19 protein-coding genes and 2 pseudogenes are annotated in these 20,865 nt (G+C 55.4%); 12 read left to right on the top strand and 9 right to left on the bottom strand.

The window, feature by feature from the left end; all coding sequences use genetic code 11:
• Positions 1 to 184 precede the first annotated feature (184 nt).
• Positions 185 to 589 (bottom strand): DUF3768 domain-containing protein, encoded by a 405-nt coding sequence (locus Q0802_RS18730; protein ID WP_298921111.1) that lies wholly within the window; start codon positions 587 to 589, stop codon positions 185 to 187.
• A gap of 591 nt (positions 590 to 1,180) precedes the next feature.
• On the opposite strand from Q0802_RS18730, the gene Q0802_RS18735 reads away from it, so the two are divergent.
• The 3 genes from Q0802_RS18735 (at position 1,181) to Q0802_RS18745 (ending at position 3,121) form a co-directional block, all read left to right on the top strand.
• Positions 1,181 to 1,873, top strand: a complete 693-nt coding sequence (locus Q0802_RS18735; RefSeq protein ID WP_298921113.1) for an SOS response-associated peptidase — start codon at positions 1,181 to 1,183, stop codon at positions 1,871 to 1,873.
• Positions 1,874 to 1,958: 85 nt separating this feature from the next.
• Entirely contained in the window at positions 1,959 to 2,174 is a 216-nt protein-coding gene (locus Q0802_RS18740) for a hypothetical protein (RefSeq protein ID WP_298921115.1), read from the top strand.
• A 557-nt stretch (positions 2,175 to 2,731) separates the two neighbouring features.
• Positions 2,732 to 3,121, top strand: a complete 390-nt coding sequence (locus Q0802_RS18745; protein WP_298921173.1) for a nuclear transport factor 2 family protein — start codon at positions 2,732 to 2,734, stop codon at positions 3,119 to 3,121.
• Positions 3,122 to 3,505: 384 nt separating this feature from the next.
• On the opposite strand, the gene Q0802_RS18750 is transcribed toward Q0802_RS18745, so the two are convergent.
• Positions 3,506 to 4,447, bottom strand: coding sequence for an IS110 family transposase (locus Q0802_RS18750; RefSeq protein ID WP_298921117.1), 942 nt, complete (start codon positions 4,445 to 4,447; stop codon positions 3,506 to 3,508).
• A 252-nt stretch (positions 4,448 to 4,699) separates the two neighbouring features.
• Here Q0802_RS18750 and Q0802_RS18755 point away from each other — a divergent pair, with 252 nt between their 5' ends.
• Complete coding sequence (locus tag Q0802_RS18755) at positions 4,700 to 4,828, top strand: hypothetical protein (RefSeq protein ID WP_298921120.1); 129 nt, start codon at positions 4,700 to 4,702, stop codon at positions 4,826 to 4,828.
• A gap of 25 nt (positions 4,829 to 4,853) precedes the next feature.
• Here Q0802_RS18755 and Q0802_RS18760 read toward each other — a convergent pair whose 3' ends face one another.
• Entirely contained in the window at positions 4,854 to 5,900 is a 1,047-nt protein-coding gene (locus Q0802_RS18760) for a LacI family DNA-binding transcriptional regulator (RefSeq protein WP_366523335.1), read from the bottom strand.
• Between the two features lie 139 nt (positions 5,901 to 6,039).
• Here Q0802_RS18760 and Q0802_RS18765 point away from each other — a divergent pair, with 139 nt between their 5' ends.
• The 5 genes from Q0802_RS18765 to Q0802_RS18785 all read left to right on the top strand — a co-directional run bounded on the left by Q0802_RS18765 (position 6,040) and on the right by Q0802_RS18785 (position 10,776).
• Positions 6,040 to 7,032, top strand: coding sequence for a TRAP transporter substrate-binding protein (locus Q0802_RS18765; RefSeq protein WP_298921123.1), 993 nt, complete (start codon positions 6,040 to 6,042; stop codon positions 7,030 to 7,032).
• 52 nt (positions 7,033 to 7,084) lie between these two features.
• Positions 7,085 to 7,588, top strand: a complete 504-nt coding sequence (locus Q0802_RS18770; protein ID WP_298921124.1) for a TRAP transporter small permease subunit — start codon at positions 7,085 to 7,087, stop codon at positions 7,586 to 7,588.
• A gap of 2 nt (positions 7,589 to 7,590) precedes the next feature.
• Positions 7,591 to 8,871 (top strand): TRAP transporter large permease, encoded by a 1,281-nt coding sequence (locus Q0802_RS18775; RefSeq protein ID WP_298921125.1) that lies wholly within the window; start codon positions 7,591 to 7,593, stop codon positions 8,869 to 8,871.
• Positions 8,872 to 8,959: 88 nt separating this feature from the next.
• Positions 8,960 to 9,898, top strand: coding sequence for an NAD(P)-dependent oxidoreductase (locus tag Q0802_RS18780; RefSeq protein ID WP_366523340.1), 939 nt, complete (start codon positions 8,960 to 8,962; stop codon positions 9,896 to 9,898).
• Positions 9,899 to 9,912: 14 nt separating this feature from the next.
• Complete coding sequence (locus Q0802_RS18785) at positions 9,913 to 10,776, top strand: sugar phosphate isomerase/epimerase family protein (protein WP_298921129.1); 864 nt, start codon at positions 9,913 to 9,915, stop codon at positions 10,774 to 10,776.
• Positions 10,777 to 11,075: 299 nt separating this feature from the next.
• Here the strand turns inward: Q0802_RS18785 and istB are convergent, their stop codons facing one another.
• The 6 genes and pseudogenes from istB to Q0802_RS18815 form a co-directional block, all read right to left on the bottom strand.
• On the bottom strand, positions 11,076 to 11,804 hold the full coding sequence (gene istB, locus Q0802_RS18790; RefSeq protein WP_298921131.1) for an IS21-like element helper ATPase IstB: 729 nt from the start codon (positions 11,802 to 11,804) through the stop codon (positions 11,076 to 11,078).
• Positions 11,701 to 13,291: pseudogene (gene istA, locus Q0802_RS18795) on the bottom strand (IS21 family transposase). Before istA ends, istB begins: the two are co-directional and overlap by 104 nt.
• 496 nt (positions 13,292 to 13,787) lie before the next feature.
• Complete coding sequence (locus Q0802_RS18800) at positions 13,788 to 15,227, bottom strand: MFS transporter (protein WP_298921134.1); 1,440 nt, start codon at positions 15,225 to 15,227, stop codon at positions 13,788 to 13,790.
• A gap of 300 nt (positions 15,228 to 15,527) precedes the next feature.
• A complete protein-coding gene (locus Q0802_RS18805) occupies positions 15,528 to 16,463 on the bottom strand; it encodes an ornithine cyclodeaminase (protein WP_298921136.1) in 936 nt (311 codons plus the stop codon).
• A 60-nt stretch (positions 16,464 to 16,523) separates the two neighbouring features.
• Positions 16,524 to 17,042, bottom strand: coding sequence for a GNAT family N-acetyltransferase (locus Q0802_RS18810; protein ID WP_298921138.1), 519 nt, complete (start codon positions 17,040 to 17,042; stop codon positions 16,524 to 16,526).
• Positions 17,043 to 17,061: 19 nt separating this feature from the next.
• On the bottom strand, positions 17,062 to 17,679 hold the full coding sequence (locus tag Q0802_RS18815; protein ID WP_298921140.1) for a LysE family translocator: 618 nt from the start codon (positions 17,677 to 17,679) through the stop codon (positions 17,062 to 17,064).
• A gap of 98 nt (positions 17,680 to 17,777) precedes the next feature.
• Between Q0802_RS18815 and Q0802_RS18820 the strand changes: the two genes are divergently transcribed.
• The 3 genes and pseudogenes from Q0802_RS18820 to Q0802_RS18825 all read left to right on the top strand — a co-directional run bounded on the left by Q0802_RS18820 (position 17,778) and on the right by Q0802_RS18825 (position 20,785).
• Positions 17,778 to 18,656 carry a LysR family transcriptional regulator gene (locus tag Q0802_RS18820; RefSeq protein WP_298921142.1) on the top strand — a complete coding sequence of 293 codons (879 nt, stop codon included), beginning with the start codon at positions 17,778 to 17,780 and terminating at the stop codon, positions 18,654 to 18,656.
• Positions 18,657 to 19,158: 502 nt separating this feature from the next.
• Entirely contained in the window at positions 19,159 to 19,491 is a 333-nt protein-coding gene (locus tag Q0802_RS24755; RefSeq protein WP_366523336.1) for an SEC-C metal-binding domain-containing protein, read from the top strand.
• A gap of 33 nt (positions 19,492 to 19,524) precedes the next feature.
• Positions 19,525 to 20,785, top strand: a pseudogene (locus Q0802_RS18825) (IS1182 family transposase).
• Positions 20,786 to 20,865: the final 80 nt, after the last annotated feature.

Here is a 20,865-nt window from a genome sequence, read left to right on the forward strand (position 1 = left end):
AGGGTTGCCCCACCCTCTTCCGGGTAGGGCGTAGGGGCTCAGACCCCAGCGTGCGACTTCAAAAAGGCGAGGCCGATCTTCGCGGAGAGACCTCCCTTTTTGATCAGCTGGACCGCTTCACGGCGCAGCTGTTGCAATCGCTTCTGTGACATTCCATCACCTCCTTTCCGGTCTGCGATTGTGATCAATATTCACTGGGGCACATGATGGTCAGAACGCGCCGGGTAACCGCCGGATCAAAGGGTCGTTCGGACCCGTAGGTGAAATCCGCGTCATAGAGATCGATCTTCCAAAACAGCTTCTGGTCGCTGACCGTCACGGTTCCGAAAGTGTGATCACCGTACGGATCGTTGTCCTCGGTGAAGCGCGTATCCGAGGCCACCGCCGCCAACGCCGCCGCCTGAAACTCCGCACCCTCGCCCGACACGCCGGGGGTAACAAACACCTGACCCTGAATGCCTTTCGCCCGCATCTCGATGGCCGCAACCGGGTCGATCAGGGCCTTGCGGAACAGATCGTTCTGCGCCGCGATCACTGACGCCCGCCGGGTAGTGTCATTCTCGATGTCATTTACTGTTTCAGTTTCCAAAACCATCTCTCCTTTTCATGGTGTGACCTCCGGGGCTGATCCCCAATCGGTGCTGGTTTTGAGCCGAGCCCTGAAAGGGCGTCGTCTCTAAAACCTGCCACGTGGCGAACGCGGTGAGGGGCGAGACAGGACAAATCGACAAGAGTGGTGCGGCCCGCAGCGCAACGCGCGAGGACACGGTCTTGTCTATTTGTCTTGTCCGAGGGGGGAGGCCGCGCCTTCCCCCTGACGGGAAGGCGGCGTTTGGCTTGTCCAAATCCCGCCTGACCCACCAAGGAATGGCAAAGGATCTCCGATCCTGCGCGAGCGCAAAAGGGACCGTCACCCGAAAGGGCAGATCACCGCGGCCTGAAGCGACCATGGCGCAAAGCCCCTGCTCCGGCTCGGTAGAGACGGTGCTGGGGCTATTGAGGCAGGAAGATCAGTGCGGGGTTCTGGGTGGAAGCCAGCCTGCTGGCTGGAACCTAGGGCCCGATCACGAGCAGATAGGCTCGGGATTTGCCCTGAAACTGAAGCTAACATCCGAATTCACACAGGCAGCTCTGCGTTTATCGACTTGGCGCTAAACTATTCCAGACCTAAGCTCGCCTGATGTGCGGACGACTTGTAGGCGGACATCTCACTCAAGCCCAGATGCTGGCCATTCTGGAGGGCTTTCTCTACGGAGCGCCTGTGCCTGACGCAGATGCGCCCGAAGCGCGCAGCGGATGGAATATCAAACCGACCCAGCGAATCCACATGATTTGCCAGGATACGGAAGCCTTCATTGCCACATCCGCCCGCTGGTGGTTTGTCCCACACTGGTTCAAGGGTGATGTGAAAGACTGGAAACAGACCACTTTCAATGCCCGGATCGAAACAGCGGCTGAAAAACCCACCTTCCGAACCGCATGGAAATCCTCGCGCTGCATCATCCCTGCGGTGGGCTATTATGAATGGTCAGGCCCGAAGAACGACCGCAAACCAAACTTCATCACTCTTGAGAAAAACGCGCCGCTGATCTTCTTTGCGGGATTGTGCTCGACACTTCAGGACGGCACGCGGACTTGCACGATACTGACGCGGGAACCAGCGGCGCAGATTGCGCATATTCACACCCGGATGCCGGTCATTTTGAAACAGGATGAACTGACACCCTGGATTAATAACGAGATGGAGACGACCGCCGCGCAGGAGGCCCTTGGCACTGGTTGGGAGGGTCGGTTCAAGTTCCACGAAGTGAACAGGTTTGGCCGTGACGATGATGACCCGGAGTTGATCGAGCCGATTGACAGACTGCTTTGATGTTCGCTATTCGTTCTGGATGCCGACTCGTTCCCGTAGCCCGTTCAAACGCAATGCAAAACGCAAATTTCCAATTCGGGTGCGCGTGAAAACCCCCGAGCTTGGGCATGGCCTGAAACTTGATGCGATCCATCATTGGCTCGACCTGGAATTGGGCAGGGACAACTATGCCTGGACCAGCGATACCCAGCCCGGTCATAACGCCTCTGCCATTTATCTACCAAATACAGAAATCGCGCACCGGCTGGTCGAAAAGTTCGAACTGGAACTCCTCTTTATCGAAGACATGAAGCTGTATTGATGGGCCGCTGAGTTTCAATTGCTGGCATTTCACGCAGTTGTCGGAATCCGGTCTGACCCTCTAGTGAGTTCATGACCTATGACAGAAGCAATCTCGCTGAAAATGTGCTATAAAGCGGGATGCAAAGCACCCAACGAACCCTGAGAAATCGACGCTTGCTGTACTGGAAGCCGCGCGAAGTCGTGCAGGTCGAAAGGTCATTTCAGGTAGAGACCGGTTCTTATGAGGAGTCATTTTGCGGGGGTTCGTGCCAGTGCGCGAGTAGCAACCAGCACTGTATGGGAGATTGCGGCGGCACGCGCAGTGTTCCGACATATAGTACCGAAGTTAGGATGGTCACTGAAGTTCGACGCGGCCACGTCACATCCGACTTTGAATTTGTTCGAGATGCAATCGAAGCATCTATTGATTTGATGTTAAAAGCTTTTTGGGCGCTTGTTGCATTCTTGTTCATAGCAGGACCAATCGCGCTGATAATATATTTCAGCGATTTCTGATCAGGTCGAATTGCCAGAAAAGCTGATTTGGCACGCTGGAAATTTAATGGAGGAATTTCGATGGATGCTGAGAAAATCATACGAATAATCGTAAATGCATATCAGGAAAGGGACTTGGAAACGGTCCTGGAATTCATTTCGGACGACATAGTTTTCATCAACAATGCTGATCCAGATAGCGCCCCGCACTGCGCCCGCGTGTCGAACAAAGAAGAGTTTGTCGCGTATCTCAAGGAAATTGATGAATGCTGGGATATTCAGCAATTTCAAATCAACCAGCTACTTGTCAATGGCGATGATGTCGCAACAAGGTCACTGATGGATTATGTGTCAAAGAACACCGGGAGAAGGGTGGTTACTCAAGGGGCGCACTTTTGGACCGTGAAGGAAAGCAAGGTCATCCGCATACATGAGTTTTACGATACCGCTGCAATCGGCGCACGTAAGTAGAGTGCCTGATGAGGTTTCGTGTGCTGCTTCGTTCAGATAAAAGCGGTCCAACGAGGGTGCACGGTGAATAAATACCTGCCATTCGGATGAGTTATGCCTCAATTTGACTTTTCGTTAGCTATTTTTTTCGGTTATGTGATCGGGGTAAACCTTGGTTGTCACTTGTATAAGTTTGAGCTTTTGAGAGGCGTGCTTGACCTGGTTAACCCTATCCGGGCGATACTTCTTGTGGGGAAGTTGGCAAATTCGCCGAATTCAGCGCCCACGGGGCTGACGGTCTTGATATGGCTTCTTGGTGCCATCCTATTCCTAGCCTTTATTGTTCTGGCATATTGGTAATTTTTTCGATCAAGTGACAAAATTGAATTAGAACGGAGACGTAGATCATCTTCGGCTTTCACCAGCACGTCCCAAATCGGTTCCACATGGTCCGACCTGACCGCGTAGATGAGGGGGAACTAACCAGTGACCCGGCCATATAAACCAGAAACACTTGCAAAGCGTTGGGGCGTCTCCCGCACGAGATATAGAGCCAACTATGTCTCGTTCACCAGATTGCTCCCGCCTCGGCGTCAGACCAGCCCAAGGCCCCACATCCTTCGATGACCGAAAGCGATCAGGATCGTCGATAGCTGCTTTTACGGTCAGGGCAACAATGGGCCCCACGCCGGGCATAGTCATGAACAGAAGGCATAGACGGTCGGCTCTGGCCAAATTCCCGAGTAGCTTCTCCAAACCCGCTAGTTCGTCTCGCAAAGCGCTTCGCCCGTCAAGTATTGGTATTGCGGCCGCTTCCAGCTTGAGATTGCCTGCAGCCAGCTCCTTGACACGCTCTTCGAAGCCGCCTTTGGAAACCCGCCCAAGCTTAAGACCGAAATTGCGCAGGATACCCCGTATCGACAATTCGAGGTTCGTAGTGGCCTGCACAATGGTCTTACGAGCCGACAGAAGCGCGCGCATCTCTTGCGCTGAAGTTGATTTGCAGTGCACCGGCCGGAACCAACCCATATGCAGTAAACGAGCGATGCCCTCGGCGTCGCGCCGGTCCGTTTTTATCGGCATAGCCTGCAATGCGCCTTTGACCTGTCTGGTCTCCATCAAGACAGTTTCAAATCCGGCTTCTGAGAGATGCCTATAGAGCCACTGGGACAGAGGGCCTGCTTCAAGGCCAATGCAAGCCACACTTCCTTGCAGTGATTGCAGACACGCGATGAGAGCGTCTGGTTCACAAAAAGAGGTTGTCTCCTTGATCACTTTACCATGTGAAGACAAAACACATATCGCGACACTCTCAAGCGAGACGTCTAAACCAACAAAAAGTTCCATAGCCAAGCCCCTTCTCCAAAAAGAAAACTCGCGGGTAGACCCGCCAGGGCCAAGAAACAGAAACAGTTGCTGCCGAACAATCAGCCCAATCCATCGTTATTCTGTGCCGCAGCTAAAGTCTGCTTTCTTGCTACCAATAGATCACCCGCAGAACACGCGGCCCTACCTGCGCGACGACGCATGGGATGGCCGCATCACTTATGTCTGTCTTGCGTTAGACGCCGCACTGAAGCCGCGCTTTCGGACGGGGTGATGGCCAAGGTTATCGCCACGCCTGTCGAAGCAGTCGTAGGACCACCGGTTGAAGCGATGCTGCATGCCCTTCTGGATCAACCGGAGGTCCTGCTGTATTTCCGGGTTGTCATGTCCGAAAACACATAGGGTCGGGGCAATCATGCCTGCGGGGTCAGGACACTTCTTTCAAGTTTTCCCGCGTGATCACTTCGACGGGCACTGATGCAATGGTGGAGGCGCGGTTCTCTAGGTTTGCCAACATCGCTTCAACGGCTTGTTCCGCAAGAAGGCGCATGTCTTGATGGATGATGAAATGCATCGCTCGGTCCAGAAGGTAGTTGCGGGTTTTGGGGGTAAGGTTGTGACCAATGAATTTGACCTCGTCCGTCAGCCCTAGTTTGTCCAGCGCCTTGACCACACCTTCGTTGCCGCCACCTACGTTATATATGCCGACAATGTCCTGGTGCTGCTGTAAGATGTCGGTGATTGTTTCAAAGTTCCTGCCGCTATCGTCCTGACCGCTGACGGTTTGAATGGCATCAAGATGCGGGCAATCGCTACGCAGGAACGACCGAAACCCCATCTCGCGGCTTTCATGGCTCCGGTAGAGTTGCCCACCGGACAGGATGACAATCCTACCGCCCTGCGGACAGGCGAGCCCCATCATCAAAGCTGCGGTTCGTCCTCCAGCGCGGCCATCACTGCCGACAAATCCGATCAAGGGCAGGTTTGGCAGCGGAGAGACTAAGGCCAGACATGGAATGTTACGTAACCTCAGGTATTCGACCGCATCCCGCACGCGTTGGTCTTCAAGCGCCTGAAAGGCCACGGCGTCGATGCCTTGCCCTTCACAGGACCGAAGCTTGCGAGCGAGGGCAGCGGGCTCCATCTTGGCGGTAAATATGCACTCGATTGTCGCGTTTCCCAGTTCCCCATAGCGTTGGAAGCATTCGCCCAGAAAATCTGTTGACGGCCCCGCGACATCAGGAAGGAACACTTTCAAGCGCCAAGGCTTCACGCGGCCCAGCACTTGCGTTCCGTTTTCTATCGCTGCCTTGGCTTGAAGCACACGTTGGCGCGTCGCCTCCTTTACCCGTCCGCGGGAATTCAGCACGCGATCAACTGTGGCGATTCCCACTCCAGCCAGTTTCGCAATGTCTAATTGCCTGGCGTGGCGGGGCATGGATTGAGGGGGTGAGTGATTGATTTTATCCATCATTTCCAATCACTATCACCTCTAAGATTCCCAAGCAAACATCAAAAAACATCAAAAAACTCACCATGATTGATTTTTCTTGCCTTGTTACGCCTGGTCTTAACTTTTGTCCGCACCTGGCATGAACCCAAGGGAGGACAAAATGAAACTATCTACCAATCTGCTGGCCGCCGTCAGCCTGATCTGTACCGGCTCATTTGCCGCGGCACAGGACTTCACGTTCAAATATGGAAACGAGCAACCGGAAACGTCGATCCGATCGCAATCCATGGCATTTTTTGAAAATGAGCTCGAAGCGCGCTCTGATGGTCGCATCGCGGTCGAAAACTTCTTTGGCGGCACCATCGGCAACGAACGCGAAATGATGGATCAGGTCACATCCGGCCTTATTCAAGGTACACGCGGTGGCTTTTTCGCGGACGCTTCGGGTGCATTCAACATCTATCAGTTGCCGTTCCTTGTGGCGAACTGGGATGAGATGCAGTGCCTTGTGGCGAGCGATTTCACGGACGGTATCGAAGCACGGGCCACTGCAAACGGCTATCACATTCCAGCCACCGGCATCAGCCAGGGGTTCCGCGCCTATACAAACAACGTGCGCCCGATCACCCGCGTTGAAGATCTTGCAGGCCTCAAGATCCGCGAGCCGCAATCGGATCTGATGATTGCCACGGGAACCGCTCTTGGCTCCGTGCCAATCGCGATGCCCTTTTCAGAGACCTATCAGGCATTCCAGCAAGGCGTGATTGATGGTCAGCACAACCCGCCCCAGAACATCTGGGATTTCAACGTGCATGAGGTGCAGAAATATCTGTCACTGACGAACCACATGACCGGCCCCGATCCGCTGATCGTTAACAAGGCCTGGTATGACGGGTTGCCGGCCGATCTGCAGGAGATCTTTGACGAAGTTGCGGTTGAGGCGTTGGCGATGTCGGATTCGCTTTATCGCGAGGCGGAAACCAGTGTCATCGAAGATATGAAAGCCTTTGTCGAGATCAACACGCTCGACGCCGAGGCGTTGGCCGGTTTCCAGAATGCGGTTGGCCCTGTCTATGCACAGATGATCTCTGCGGGACATTTCTCCCAGGCTGACGTGGATGCGGCACGTACGGCAGCACAATCCTGCAATTGATCAAGAAAACCGGGCCTGCCCCGCGGGCCCGGTTTTTTGACGGGAGGAAATCATGGAACACCTTGAGAAGGCCAACCGATTGCTAAGCAATGTACTCGAAGCTGTGATGCTGGTGCTGTTTGCAGTTTTTCTGGTTATTGTTGTGACCAAGGTGATCCTGCGCCCCTTCGACACCGCAATCTATGGCGTTGACGAACTGGTCAAGATCGCTTTCCTGACCACCAGCGCCATTGGTGGCGCTGTTGCCATTTCGCGCCGCGAACATATCGCGATCACCTTTTTCATCGACCTCATGCCGCGGCCCATAAGAATCGGTCTTTATGTGTTGGGTTTGCTTTTGATCGCCGCGCTGAACGCTGTGCTGGTCTATCTTTCGATTGACTGGATCACCGGCCCAGGCATGAACATCTGGCAGCCCTTCGGCATGCGGCAGGCCTATGTGTTTGCGGTGGTGCCGGTTGCCTGCACCCTGGCCGTGGTCTTTTGCTTGATCAAGATCTGCCTGACCCTTGCGGGACGTGAAAGCACCGACATTCTTTGGATGCCGGAGGACTGATCATGTTCATATTGCTTGGCTCTCTCTTCATCTTTTTGCTGATCGGTGTGCCGGTGGCCTATGCGTTGGGCTTGGCATCGGTTGCCTATTTCATGCTTGAAAGCCCGGCTGCCGTGGGCTTTGTCGTCCAGCGCTTTTTTGCAGGCATCAATAACTATCCGCTTGTCTCTTTACCCTTCTTCATCCTGATGGGATTGGTGATGAACACGGGTGGCATCACCCGCCGTCTTCTGGACCTGTCGATGTTCTTTGTCGGACGTTTCAAAGGGGGGCTTGGGCATGTGAACGTCGTGGCCTCGATGATCTTTGGCGGCATTTCGGGGTCTTCTGCCTCGGACACGGCCTCGATCGGGGCGGTGTTGATCCCGGAAATGGAAATGCGCGGCTATCCGATCGAAGTTGCGGCTGGGATCACGGTGGCTTCTTCCACGATGGGCATGATCATCCCCCCCTCTGTACCGATGATCATCTATGCCATCGCGGCCGAAGAATCCATTGGCCAACTGTTTCTGGGAGGGATCATCCCGGGCATTATGGTTGGACTGACCCAGATGCTGGTGATCGCCTATCTGGCCCATCGTCGCGGCTATCCGACCGAGTTCATACCCTTCACCCTCAAGGCCGCGTGGAAGGAATTGATCAACGCCCTGCCTGTTCTTGTGATGCCGATCATGATTGTAGGATCAGTCGTCTTTGGATTTGTGACCCCGACCGAGACAGCCGGTTCGGCGGTGGTCTATGGCTTGATTATCGGGTTCTTTCTTGTCGGCCTGAGCGTCATCCGGGAACTGCCCGCAGCCATGCGTCAGGCGATCATCATGTCAGCCAAGATCATGATGATCATCGCCTTCAGTCAGGTCTTTATCACCGTTCTAGCGCTCGAGAGGGTTCCCAATCAAATCAGTGATTTCATTTCGGGCTTTGGTCTGGAACCAACGGGCTTCATCCTGTTGACAGCACTGCTGATCCTACTGGCGGGCACATTCATTGATGTCAGCCCAGCGATCCTTCTGTTGACACCGGTCTTGCTGCCGGTGGCGCAGAAGATGGGAATATCGGGTGTGCATTTCGGGGTCGTGATGATCTCGGGCCTTGCTGTGGGGGCCTGCACGCCACCGGTGGGAAATTGCCTGAACGTTTGCGCCGCAATCACACGTTTGCCCATTGGTCGGATATTCCTAGGCGCGACTCCATTTCTGATGGCAAATGTTGTGGTTCTCTTTCTCATCTGTGTCTTTCCGCAGTTGGTCCTGTGGATTCCCGGCATGATGTTCGGGCACTGAAATTCGGGCAGCGAGGTGTCTATCGGACCCGCCCGGCGCATGACATGCGCAGAAATCCTCGTAGTCACCGGTCCCCGACTTAGGGGCCATCCAGAAGCGCAAATCGGCGGAACGCCGCACACTGAAAGAGGATAACACAATGCGCGCAGGTGTAATTGGACTGGGAGATATGGGCAGCGGTTTGGCCAAAAATCTCATCAAAAACGGGTTCGAAACGACAGGCTTCGATCTGAGCGACGCTCGGATGCAGGCGCTGACAGAGATGGGCGGAACAGCGGCAAAGGACATCGTAGACGTCGCGCGAAACGCTGACGTGGTCTATGTCATGGTCATGAATGGCGATCAGGCCAAAGCGGTGATCCTTGGGCCGGACGGTTTGGTCAAAAATATGGTCGAAGGTGGCGCCATCATTTTGACCGCTACGATTAAACCGCGCGAAGCCCGCGAGATTGACGAGGCGATGTCGGCCTCAGGTATCGCGCTGATCGACAGCCCGGTATCGGGTGGATTTCCCGGTGCACAGGGCGGCACGCTGACCATGATGGCAGCGGCACCAGATGCAATTCTGGACACATTCGCAGGCCCAATGGAAGCTGTTTCCGCCACGATTCATCGTGTTGGCGATGGTGCCGGACAGGGGCAGATCGTCAAAGCCTGTTTGCAGACATTGATCGGTTCAATCTTTTCAGCAACGTTTGAGGCCTCGGTGCTGGCGGCCAAAGCCGGCGTAAAAGGCGAAAACCTGTTCAAAGTCTTTTCGACCTCGGGTGCGGGCTGCGGTTGCACGAACACGGCCCTTGAAAACATCATTGACCGCAAGTTTGAGGGCACAGGTTCCGGCATCGGCACGATGCACAAGGATCTAACGATTTCCTTGAATTTGGCCGAAGAGCTTGGCGTGCCGATGCACACCGCCTCCAGCGCGATGCAAATCTTCCATGCGGGCAAATCGAAATTCCCCGAAGGCGACAATTGGGCCTGCACCAAGGTGATCGAAGAGATCGTCGGCGCAGCGCTTCACCGATAAAAGGATCAAGATATATGAAACTAGGCGTAATCTGCGACGGCGTCAGCCGCGATCTGAAACATACCGTCGATGTGATGGACGAATTTGACCTTGAATATGCCGAGCTGCAATTCGTGGGCGACACAGAAGTCGGCGACCACTCCGCCGAAGAAATCAAGGACATCGACACGTTGCTGCGGGATCGGGGCAAGCCTGTGTCCTGTCTGTCGCGTCATATCTTTGCGGGGATGACAGGGGCAAATGTGCCGGGCGATGAGCTGCATACAACGCATATGGATGCCTTGAAGCGCGTGATCGACATGGCCCATGTTGTCGGCTCGCCACTGGTGCGCATCATGACCCCAAAGAAAGAGCAGATCCTGTGGGGTCATGGCGGCGCAGAGAAGTGGAATGTGGCCCATGGTGCCTGGGATAAAATGCTACCGCTTATTGCGCCCGCCATTGATGTAGCCAAGGACGCTGGTGTGACGCTGGTGGTGGAAACCGGCAACGGCACGATGGTGAATTCCAACTATACAGGGCGCAAACTGATCGACGATCTGGATGCAAAGGGAACGCTGAAAATTCTCTGGGATCCAGCCAACAACTGCTGGTGCCACGAACCGGCCTTCCCTGCCGGATACGACGAGGCCAAGGACGGCTATCTTGGCCATATCCATATCAAGGATGTGCTGGTCGATACACCGCGCGCCACGCTTGAGGTCAAGCGAATGGGCGAAGGCCAGCTTGCCGACCAGTTCCAGCCGATGGCCGATGCCTTGCGGGCTGGTGGATATGAGGGGGTGATCAGCTTTGAAAGCGTGTTCCATCCAGGGAACGGCAATTTCGAAGATGGATTCCGGCAGTGTATTGCGCAGTTCAAGGCACATTTCGCCTGATCGGCATTTCAGGTGCCGATGAAGTGCTGCGCGTCAACGCCACCACTTACAAACATAAAGTTTCCCCGATGGTTGGATGAGCATCGGGGAAGCCCATTTTCCGGTTTGTGAAGGAAACACATTATTGCGTCACTTGATATTGAGCCTCCCCCACTGAACTGGTCTGCGCCTGTCAATCGGCATCCAAACGTGACCCCTAATCGGCGTCCAATTTTGACCCTCTGTGTGTTGAGCTGGCCCGGCGCTGCGTAGCCCTCATATAGCGCAGCGGCGGCGGGCCAGCGGGGTGCCGCTTGGTGCTAAGCTCTGTTTTTGAAGCGCCAGCTTTCGTTTCCGGTTTCAACGATCTCGCAGTGGTGGGTGAACCGGTCGAGGAGCGCAGTAGTCATTTTGGCATCGCCGAAGACGCTTGGCCATTCACCGAACGCCAGATTGGTTGTGACAATGATGGAGGTTCGTTCGTAGAGCTTGCTGATCAGGTGGAACAGGAGTTGGCCACCGGTTTGTGCGAAGGGCAAATAGCCGAGTTCATCCAGGATCAGGAAGTCGAGGCGCGAGATCAGGTCGGCGGTGCGTCCCTGGCGCTCTGCGCGTGCCTCGGCGTCAAGTTTGTTCACCAGATCGACGACATTGAAGAACCGGCCTCGCCGACCTTCTCGGATACAGGCGCTTGCAATGCTGACGGCGAGATGGGTTTTTCCCGTGCCGGTTCCGCCGATGAGCACGAGGTTACGTTGATGGTCCAAGAAGTCGCCGGTTGCCAGATCGCGGATCAGGGTCTCGTTGACCTCCGCCGCTTCGAAGTCAAACTCGTTGATCTCCTTTGCCAAGGGTAACTTGGCGATGGTCATTTGATATTTGACCGAGCGGGCCTGCTTCTCCGTGATCTCAGCATGGAGCAGGTCACCGATGATCTGTTGCGGCTCATGTTGGCGTTTGACGGCTGTCGTGATGATCTCGTCGTATGCTGTTCGCATCCCGTAGAGTTTGAGCTGGCCCATTGCATCCAGGACTTGCGTGCGTTCCATTCTGTGATCTCCTTAAGGTCGCAGTTCGCTTCAGGCTCGCAAGCGAGCTTCAGCGCGTCCGGGGTGGTGATTGACAGGGGTGGCGGCGGTTCTCGGTGCCGCGCCAGGATGTTCAGCACGACACCGGCAGAATGCACGTTGTGAGACAGCGCCTCTGCACAGGCGGCTTCAACGGCTTCCAGGCCATCGGTCAGAATAGCCCCAAGGATATCGACCATTTGGCGGTCGCCGCCGGGCTGGCGTTCAAGCTTCTTTCGCACACGCCGAATGGCAAGGGGCAGCTCCCATTCCTTGAATGGAGCGCCGTTACGCAGAGCTCCCGGTTTGCGCGCGAGCACAGGCAGATAATGTAACGGATCATAGATCGTCTTGCCGCGCCCAAAGACCCGCTCATGTTGGCCGACGATTTTGCCATCCTGCCAGCATTCCAGCCGATCCGCATAGGCTCGGACCTCTACTGGGCGACCGACTGCACGGGCGTCGACGGAGTAGCGGTTATTGTCGAAACGCACGAGGCAGGTCTTGGAAACGGATGCCGGGACCGCATGGAATCCGTCAAATGGGCCGACATAGGGCACGAGGCTGGCACGCTCATCCTCGAACACTTCGAAGATTGTCTTATTCCGCATCTCCGGGTGTTTGTTTGCTTTGGCATAGGCAATGCAGCGATCCTCAAGCCAAGCATTGAGCTCGGCGTAGGACTTGAACTTCGGGCGTGGAACAAAGAACCGGCGACGGATCACACCCACCTGGTTCTCAACCTGACCCTTCTCCCAGCCAGAGGCCGGAGTACAGGCGACCGGATCGACCAGATAGTGACCGCACATCTGCTGGAAGCGCCGGTTATAGGCGCGGTCTTTCCCGACGAAGATCGTATCCACCGCCGTCTTCATGTTGTCATAGATGCCGCACGCACAAGCTCCGCCGAAGAAGGCGAAGGCCTTGTCGTGCGCGTCAAAGATCATCTCTTGGGTCTCGCGTGGATAAGCTCTGACATATGGCATCCGGCTGTGGCTCAGGCGCACATGCGCGACCTTGACCGTCGTCGTGACACCGTCGATCAGTACGACCTCATGGCTCCAGTCGAACTGGAAAGCCTCGCCCGGATCAAAGCTGAGGGGAACAAAGGCCGCCGCCGATGCTTCTTGCGTCTCGCGCGACCAATTGGCCGCATACCGACGCACAGCATCATAACTGCCATCGTAACCAAGATTGCGCAGCTCTTCATAAACCCCAACCAGGGTCAGTCGCTCGCGCTTCGGCTTGCCTGCGTTGGCCGTGAGCAGCCCATCAAGCTGATCACGCCAAGGGTCGATCTTCGGACGCGGCTGGACAGATCGGTCATAGCTGAACTCTGTATCGCCAGAACGGATGACCTTCCGAATCGTGTTCCGCGACAATCGAAGGTCACGGCAAATCTGCTTGATCGACTTCCCTTCTACAAAAAACGCACGCCTGATCTTCGCAATCGTTTCCACAACCAACATCCCCAATCCGCTCCCCAATATCTTTTGGGAAACATCTGAACAGAATTGTCAGGGGGGTCACTTTTGGACGCCGATCACCCCTCAATAGGGGTCAATTTTGCATGCCGTTTCACATATTGACGGAGAAATCATCATGTGAGGCCGGACACACGATTGTACTGACAAACACGACCGCAAAACCACCAAAAAAAAGCCTTGCAATGCAGGAGCCACCCACAGATGCCATTCACTGCACTAGCAAAATTCGAACGCAGTCGAACTCACCTATCGCGGACCTTGCCGACTTTCGTTTTCTGGGCTTCGCTGACGCAGCATCGGTTCGCAGGCGCGGCTCATCTATTGTTGCGGCGCGGCGTGCGTCACCGATCCGGTCATTCGCGAGCGTCGTTTTGACTGGAACCGAGACCGTACTTTCGCCGTAGCTTTGTCCGACAAACCAGACGCGGGACATAACGTCATTTCGCTGCGCAAGCACCAATGTCCGTTCCGATCACTGTTAAGCATTACCAGTATCGTTTGGTCTTTTCAGCACCAGCGTTTTCATTGCGAGAAGTCCAAAAACAGCGAAGGGCAAACAAGAAGCGAAAATCCATCGCGCAATCTTTGTCGCCTCATCGGCTGTTCCCATCGAAGCGAACCCGACTGCATTGGCGACGATACCGATATAGGCTGCGCCAAGAGCATAGCCGAGTCTCTGCACTGTCGGGATTGCACCGGAGATGCGTTGCACCTCGTCGAGGGCAGACAATGCAGTCGTCCGCCTCAGAATAAATGTCCACGCTATCCCGAACCCTGCGCCTTCCATCGCGGCGAAGACGGCAATCAGCCAGACCGGACCACTGGGAACGGCGTAAAGGAACCCCGCGATGCTCGTGACGACCAGCACCATCCCCATCATGATCATCAGACGGTCCAGTCGCTCAGGCGACCCACTCACCAGAACGGCCAAGACGGTCCAGCCAATCGACGAGCAAGCAACAATGTAGCCAGCCGTCAGGGCCGAGACATTGTGGATTGCAACGACGAGGAGAGGGCCGAACGCTGTGATTGCGATGGTCGCAATCGACAATGACATGATCATCAGCAATGCCGATCCTGTTGGCTTTCTTGGGTCGAGTGGCCGAACAGGAAGCAATCGGTCGTCCTGAGCTTGATGATCAAAACGCAGGAATATGGCCAGACAAGCGATACCGATCAAAACGAAGATCGAGGTTCGCACCAGGGACACCTCTACGCCGCCGTAGGACACGAGCAACACGGCGAGACAGAGCAATGCGAGGCGTCTCCACGGAATGGTAGTATTGGCTGGCGCTTCAGATGGCGCATGGTCCGGCCGCAGTGCAATCCAGATTGCAAGTGCGACAGCCTGTCCGCCAAAGAATGCGAAGCCCCACCGCCATGTTGCAAACTCAACAAAGAAGCCCCCGATCAGTGGCCCAAGGAAAGCCGACACACCCCAGAAGGTTGAGACGGCGGCCATGGCCCGCGCGGTATAGCGCCGGGGAAAGATGACGCCCACCGCAACAAATGCCATCGCGACCAAGCCGCCGCCGCCCATGCCTTGAAACACCCTTCCGGCCAAAAGAATGGGCATCGTCGGGGCGAGTGCGCTGAGAAGACAGCCAAGACCAAATGCCAGCGCTGAAACGCACATCGGGGCGCGAAGCCCGTATCGCATTGTCAAGAGGGCGCTTGCGGCACCCGCTACGACAGATGCGATCTCGTAGAGAGATACCGACCATCCAACCAGACCCGCCCCTCCGATCTCGACAACAATCGACGGCAGCATCGTCGCCACGATCAGCGAATCCGCAGCATGAAGCCAGACAGCTAGGCAAACCAGCGCCAACGCAGGCGTATAGTCACTGCTCAAAAACTCGCGCCACGAGACGAAGCTTTCCGTCTCAATCTCTGAATTCGGGGTCGATTCAGCCATCTTGATCTCCGTGACAGTGACAGTGACAGTGACAGTGACAGTGACAGTGACAGTGACAGTGACAGTGACAGTGACAGTGACAGTGACAGTTCTGCAACCTCAACATTGGTTGAGGTCAAGGCGCTTTTTTGGCCCCGATGGCACACTTGCAGCAGGCAAAATCCTGCTACTGTTCCTGCATTCCTCCCCGACGTATTGGCTTCTGCTTTCTTGGAAGGATCAGCCTGCATCATCCCCTTGATCCGGTTCGATAAATCTGGGGTCAGAACAGGGTAAATGCACAAACTGACCAGATTGCGATCAAGGACCGAATACACTCGAAATGTAATGCGAGATCATCAGGTCGAGATGTGCACCGCCAGCGTTTTTGAAGAGCGTGACCTCATCCTCTGAGCGCCGACCCTCGACGTCGCCCCGGATAAGATCGTAGAGATCGCCGATAACGGAGCTGCTCTCGATAACACCTTTGGCAATTGGGATATCCAGCTCCCCGTTATACCCAATCGTCGTCTCGCGGCTATCAACATACACGTTACCAGCGGAAATCAACGCATCGTCTGCTTCGCGCATATTGGGTCTGAATGCGCCGATCAGGTCGACATGCGTACCGGGCATCACCCACTCTCCCTTCAGCACGGGTTCCTGAGCCAGAGTCGCGGTGGCAATGATGTCTGCGGAGGAAGCGGCTGCCGCGAGATCGGACACAGCGACTACGTTCAACGGATCTGCTTCGAATTGTCGGGCCAATGCGGATGATTGCGACTTTCGCCTTGCCCATATTGACACTTTTTCGAGTTGCGGAAAAAGCGCGGGATAGGCTCGGATCAGGCTTCGCGCCACGTCACCAGCGCCAACGATCAGCAAGTGCCTGCTATCGGGACGTGCGAGGTAGCTAGCGCCGAGAACGGAATCAGCCGCTGTTTTGAATTCCGTGACGAGCCGGGACTCGATAATCGCTTCAATACTGCCATGGTGAGGATCAAACACAAACATCGCACCTTGCACTGTTGGTATTCCCCGCTCGGCGTTGCCTTCGACAACACTGAACGACTTGACGCCATAACCGAGGCCTTCGATCCAGGCTGCCCGGCTGACCAATGCGCCCGTCGGCGGACCCAAAACTATATCTCCCGTACTGGCCTTGGGACGCATATGGCCTGCTTTGAGGGCATTTATGGCATCGGGCCAGGATAATTGTGATGCGATCGCATCGTAGGTGATCTGTCGAGCATTCATCGTGTGCCTCGCGTTTCTATTTTCTCGGTTTTGTTTCAACTGCGGAGTGTAATCTCATCTTTATGGGCCTTCGATGTGCCTATAGATTAGGAACTTGCCTCTTGTGGGGTGGTCATCTGAACGTTCCAGAACCGCCCCCAGCTTTTGGGCAAGGCCTTTCGACGCGGAGTTACCCTCCAGAATGCAGCTGTGGACCACATCCCAACCAAGGGCTTCATAGGCGTATTGACGAGCCCGAACCGCCGCTTCGTAGGCAAACCCTCTGCCCTGCTTTTCGGCGACAATGCTCCAGGAAATCTCCTGTTCAGGCCAGCCTTCAGGATACCAAAGCCCAACGATGCCGCAAAAATCACCTGTAGCCTTTTCTTCAATCGCCCAGGCTCCGTATCCCCGGATGACCCAATGCCCCATCATGGCTGCCGCCGCCCGCCACGCGGAAGACCGATCAAGCTGACCTCCATAGTACCGGGTTTGCTCAGAGCCATAGAAAACAGCGTATGCATCGAAATCGCGCTCTTCACAGAACTTTCGAAAGAGTAGCCGTTTGACCTCGATTGTGGGGATATTGAAAGTGTTCATGCCCGCGACTCCTTAGTGTTTAGGCGCTTAGGGCAGTCATAACGCCGGCACCGATAAGCCAGCTTGCACCAAAGCGGGATACAAGCTTGCGTGTCTTGGGGTGCTGCAACCCGCGGGCAGCCTTGTCCGTCAACAGAACCCAGATTGTGGTTGTGAGCAGAACGAGCACCAAAAACGTTGCTTCAAGCGTGATGATCTGCGGGAATATCGGTTGGTCCGACACAATGAACTGCGGAAGAAACGCAACAAAGAACAGGATGTCTTTGGGATTCAACGCCGTGACCAGAAACGCGTCGCGCATGATGCTGGCTCTGGTTGGCACATATTCAGTGCGGTTGATCGCGCCTGGCACTGCGTCACTTTTCCAGAACCTGATGCCTAACCATGTCAGATACCCTGCGCCGATGAACTTCAAGGCAAGAAACAACGTGCCAGATGTCTGTAGGATCGCCCCTGCACCCAGAAGCGATATTGTCATTGCGACCAAGTCACCAAGGACAACGCCGGGAATGGCGGCAGCAGCAAACGACCTGCCGCTGCTGATCGTATATCCCAGCAGCAACATGACAACTGGCCCAGGTATCGCCAAAAGCGCAAGCGTAGCGGCAACAAGTGTAATCCAGACTTCGAAATCCATCGTGTTTTTCATCCTTTGAAAATATTGTCTCTTTTTTTCGTGATATTTTTGTGATTATCAAATCAGAATGATTTCAATAATCGAAGCTGAACTACGATATGAATTGGAAAAGAATACCCTCCCTACATGCGCTGCGTGCCTTTGAGGCGGTTGCGCGCGGCAAAAGTTTCACTGCGGCAGCCCGGGACCTAAATGTGACTGAAGCCGCTGTGCGACAGCATGTGCGCGGATTGGAATCGTGGTTTGGTGCCAGCCTTGCAGAGCGGAGCGGCAAAGGGATTGTTCTGACCGAATTGGGGGAACGGTTGGCTGCCTTTACGTCTGAGAGTTTCCTAACGCTGGCGCATGGCATCGACACACTCATGAAATCTGAACAAGATCGTCCTGTGACCGTCGCCTTGACGCCCGCCTTTGCGGAAATCTGGTTGTTGCCCAAACTGGATAGTTTCTGGAAAGAACATCCAAGCATCAAGATCAATCTGCTGCCAAGCTTGCAGCTGGCTGATTCCAGTGGCGAGCAGTTCGATCTGGCAATCCGCTATGGACGTGGAAAATGGCCTGGGTTCAAGGCGATACATCTCGCATCGGCGGAATATGTGGTCGTTGCCAAACCAGGGTGTTTCGATCTTATGGAATCGGGAGACTTAAACGCACTCAAAGCGTACCCTTGGCTATTTGAGGACTCGCGCCTTGAGCACCGAGATTGGGCCGAGAAGCATGGCATTGCCTTCGACGCCGGCACCAATCGGCACTACCCATCCAACTCGCTTGTGATTGCGGCGGCCAGAGCAGGACACGGCCTTTCTTTGCAAGCCCGGGCACTGGTGCAAATCGACCTGGAACTAGGCATCCTTAAAGAACTCTATGCCGAGGAAAACGCTCCACTGGCATACTATTTGCTCACGCAGTCTGATTTGAGGCCAAAAGCGAGGGCATTTGGGGATTGGTTGGTGAGACAGGCGAAAATCACTTGTTGATGACACCGTTACAACCGGGACTGTTCGTAAGCGACCGTTCATGCACAGTGCAGCATCCGTAATACTGGGCTCGCAGCCGCCAAATGCTAACGCAGCAAGCGCTGCGATAGGGGCGGGACGGAACCGGTAATCGGCGAAATGGGCTAAACCTTTGAGCTTCAGCAGTCTCTTTCGCGGCGCAGTCGTTCGCGTCTTTTGAGCCGACCTCTGGGCAGTAAGCGGCGAATAAGGGCGAGGTGCCCAGACCGGAAGCGTTAAATTTTCGCTGCGCGCGCATGCAGCACCGGATATTCTACGCAGGCGAAAAAATCCGCGCCGCCAAGCAGCAGCGATTTCGGCCATTCATGCATCTCGCATCAATTTCGAAACAGCAAATTTGCAGGTAGCGGGACTAAAGCACCATTTCGCTGCAGCTGCGCGAATGGCTGCTTACGGACTTCGGGACCTGCCAAAAACGGTCGATGCTGGTGAAAAACTCTTGGTGATCCGCGCTTGAGGCTGTATGCGTCCCATCTCGGCAATTTCAGATGATGGAGGGTATCATGGCCAAGCGTATCAAACCCGAAGACCGCCCCTCCTTTCGAGGTCATTTCTAAGCGTCGCAAGTCGTTCCCATCAGAGACACGCGTCAAAACCGGTATTCAAACGGTGCGTGGGCGATGTGGAACTTCAAGAAAAGCTCGGACGGAACGATCCTTGCCCCTGCGGTTCGGGCAAGCGCTACAAGCGTTGCTGTCTGAAGAGCGGCAAGTTCGACGGTAGCCGTCGGGACTACTACTTTCAGAGAGCGCCGGTGATCCGGCGCTCCACAGTTGCACAAAGCCTATACCCCTGATTCACTTGCCATATTGGCGAGGAGGATCAGGCGATGATGGGACGGCTGGAGACGCAGGAGAACCTGTTCTATCGGTTTCGGATCGAGGATCATGTCCCGCAAGAGCATCTTTTGCGCCGGATCGACTGGCTGTTGGACTTCGATGCGCTCCGCGCAGAGTTGGCGGCGCTTTACAGCCACACAGGACGCCCCTCTGTAGATCCCGAGTTGATGCTGCGCATGCTGCTGATCGGCTATTTGTACGGCATCCGGTCCGAGCGAAGGCTTGTCGAGGAGGTTCATCTCAATCTGGCGTACAGATGGTTCTGCAAGCTCGGGCTGGAAGGCCGGGTGCCTGATCGCTCGACGTTCTCCAAAAACCGTCATGGTCGTTTTGCCGACGGTGACGTGCTGCGCCGTCTGTTTGAGTGCGTGGTGGAGAAGTGCATCGGCTTCGGCATTGTCGGCGGCACGGACGCAGCCATCGACGGCAGCACCATCCAGGCGGATGCCAATCGGGACCGCAAGGATCAGGTGCAGCGCCCGGTCGCGGACTATCTGCAAAACTTGGCCGAGTCCGATGATGTCACGCAGTCCGGCCCAAAGAAGAAACCACCGAAATACATTTCGGAAACCGATCCTGAAGCGGCATTGTCGCTAAAGGATGGCCCGGGCCGCTTCAGCAACGAGACCAACTATCTGGTCGATACCGATCACGGCATCATCGTGGATGTTGAAGCCACGCCCGCCCGGCTCAGTCAGGAGATCGTAGCCGCCAAGGCAATGCTGAACCGCAGCCAGACCCGCCATGACTTTCGCCCGGACAGAGTGGCAGCCGATGGGTCATACGGTACCGGCCCGTTTCTGGCCTGGCTGCTGAAGCGTGAAGTCACGCCACATGTGCCAGTGCTGGATCGTCAGCATCAAACCAAAGGCAAATACGATCTCAGCCATTTCCAATATGACCCTGAGCGCGACAGCTACACCTGCCTTGAAGGTCACGAGATGCCACTGCGCCGGATCAAGAAGAATGACCGGATCAAGAGCTACTTTGCCGGGAAAGACACCTGCGGGACATGCCCGATCAAAAAGGCTTGTACCGACGCGCCAAGCCGTCCGCGATCTGCGCGACACCGCCGCCTATGACGAGAGCCGACGACGGCGAAAGAAAGTCGAGATGTTGTTCGCCCATCTGAAACGACATCTCGGCTTCAAACGCCTCCGGCTCCGGGGCCTAATGGGAGCCAACGAAGAATTCCTCCTCGCCGCCACTGCCCAGAACCTAAAACGTCTTGCCAAAATAGTCCCCTGTTAGGGATCGGCACCACCCCAAACATAACGGCCAAAAACACTGCCTTTGACCGCGATTACAGCGGCTTGGGAAGGCGCGCCTCG

Source organism: uncultured Roseobacter sp. (assembly GCF_947495275.1).
GTDB lineage: Bacteria > Pseudomonadota > Alphaproteobacteria > Rhodobacterales > Rhodobacteraceae > Roseobacter.

What these genes read in the sequence shown, in the direction of transcription:
- istB (WP_298921131.1), bottom strand. Translation starts at nt 11,804, where the DNA reads ATGGAACGCACGCAAGTCCTGGATGCAATGGGCCAGCTCAAACTCTAC.
- Q0802_RS18745 (WP_298921173.1), top strand. Translation starts at nt 2,732, where the DNA reads ATGGATGCTGAGAAAATCATACGAATAATCGTAAATGCATATCAGGAA.
- Q0802_RS18775 (WP_298921125.1), top strand. Translation starts at nt 7,591, where the DNA reads ATGTTCATATTGCTTGGCTCTCTCTTCATCTTTTTGCTGATCGGTGTG.
- Q0802_RS18770 (WP_298921124.1), top strand. Translation starts at nt 7,085, where the DNA reads ATGGAACACCTTGAGAAGGCCAACCGATTGCTAAGCAATGTACTCGAA.
- Q0802_RS18810 (WP_298921138.1), bottom strand. Translation starts at nt 17,042, where the DNA reads ATGAACACTTTCAATATCCCCACAATCGAGGTCAAACGGCTACTCTTT.
- Q0802_RS18750 (WP_298921117.1), bottom strand. Translation starts at nt 4,447, where the DNA reads ATGGAACTTTTTGTTGGTTTAGACGTCTCGCTTGAGAGTGTCGCGATA.
- Q0802_RS18760 (WP_366523335.1), bottom strand. Translation starts at nt 5,900, where the DNA reads ATGATGGATAAAATCAATCACTCACCCCCTCAATCCATGCCCCGCCAC.
- Q0802_RS24755 (WP_366523336.1), top strand. Translation starts at nt 19,159, where the DNA reads ATGCGTCCCATCTCGGCAATTTCAGATGATGGAGGGTATCATGGCCAA.
- Q0802_RS18785 (WP_298921129.1), top strand. Translation starts at nt 9,913, where the DNA reads ATGAAACTAGGCGTAATCTGCGACGGCGTCAGCCGCGATCTGAAACAT.
- Q0802_RS18800 (WP_298921134.1), bottom strand. Translation starts at nt 15,227, where the DNA reads ATGGCTGAATCGACCCCGAATTCAGAGATTGAGACGGAAAGCTTCGTC.
- Q0802_RS18765 (WP_298921123.1), top strand. Translation starts at nt 6,040, where the DNA reads ATGAAACTATCTACCAATCTGCTGGCCGCCGTCAGCCTGATCTGTACC.
- Q0802_RS18755 (WP_298921120.1), top strand. Translation starts at nt 4,700, where the DNA reads ATGGCCAAGGTTATCGCCACGCCTGTCGAAGCAGTCGTAGGACCACCG.
- Q0802_RS18805 (WP_298921136.1), bottom strand. Translation starts at nt 16,463, where the DNA reads ATGAATGCTCGACAGATCACCTACGATGCGATCGCATCACAATTATCC.
- Q0802_RS18815 (WP_298921140.1), bottom strand. Translation starts at nt 17,679, where the DNA reads ATGGATTTCGAAGTCTGGATTACACTTGTTGCCGCTACGCTTGCGCTT.
- Q0802_RS18735 (WP_298921113.1), top strand. Translation starts at nt 1,181, where the DNA reads ATGTGCGGACGACTTGTAGGCGGACATCTCACTCAAGCCCAGATGCTG.
- Q0802_RS18820 (WP_298921142.1), top strand. Translation starts at nt 17,778, where the DNA reads ATGAATTGGAAAAGAATACCCTCCCTACATGCGCTGCGTGCCTTTGAG.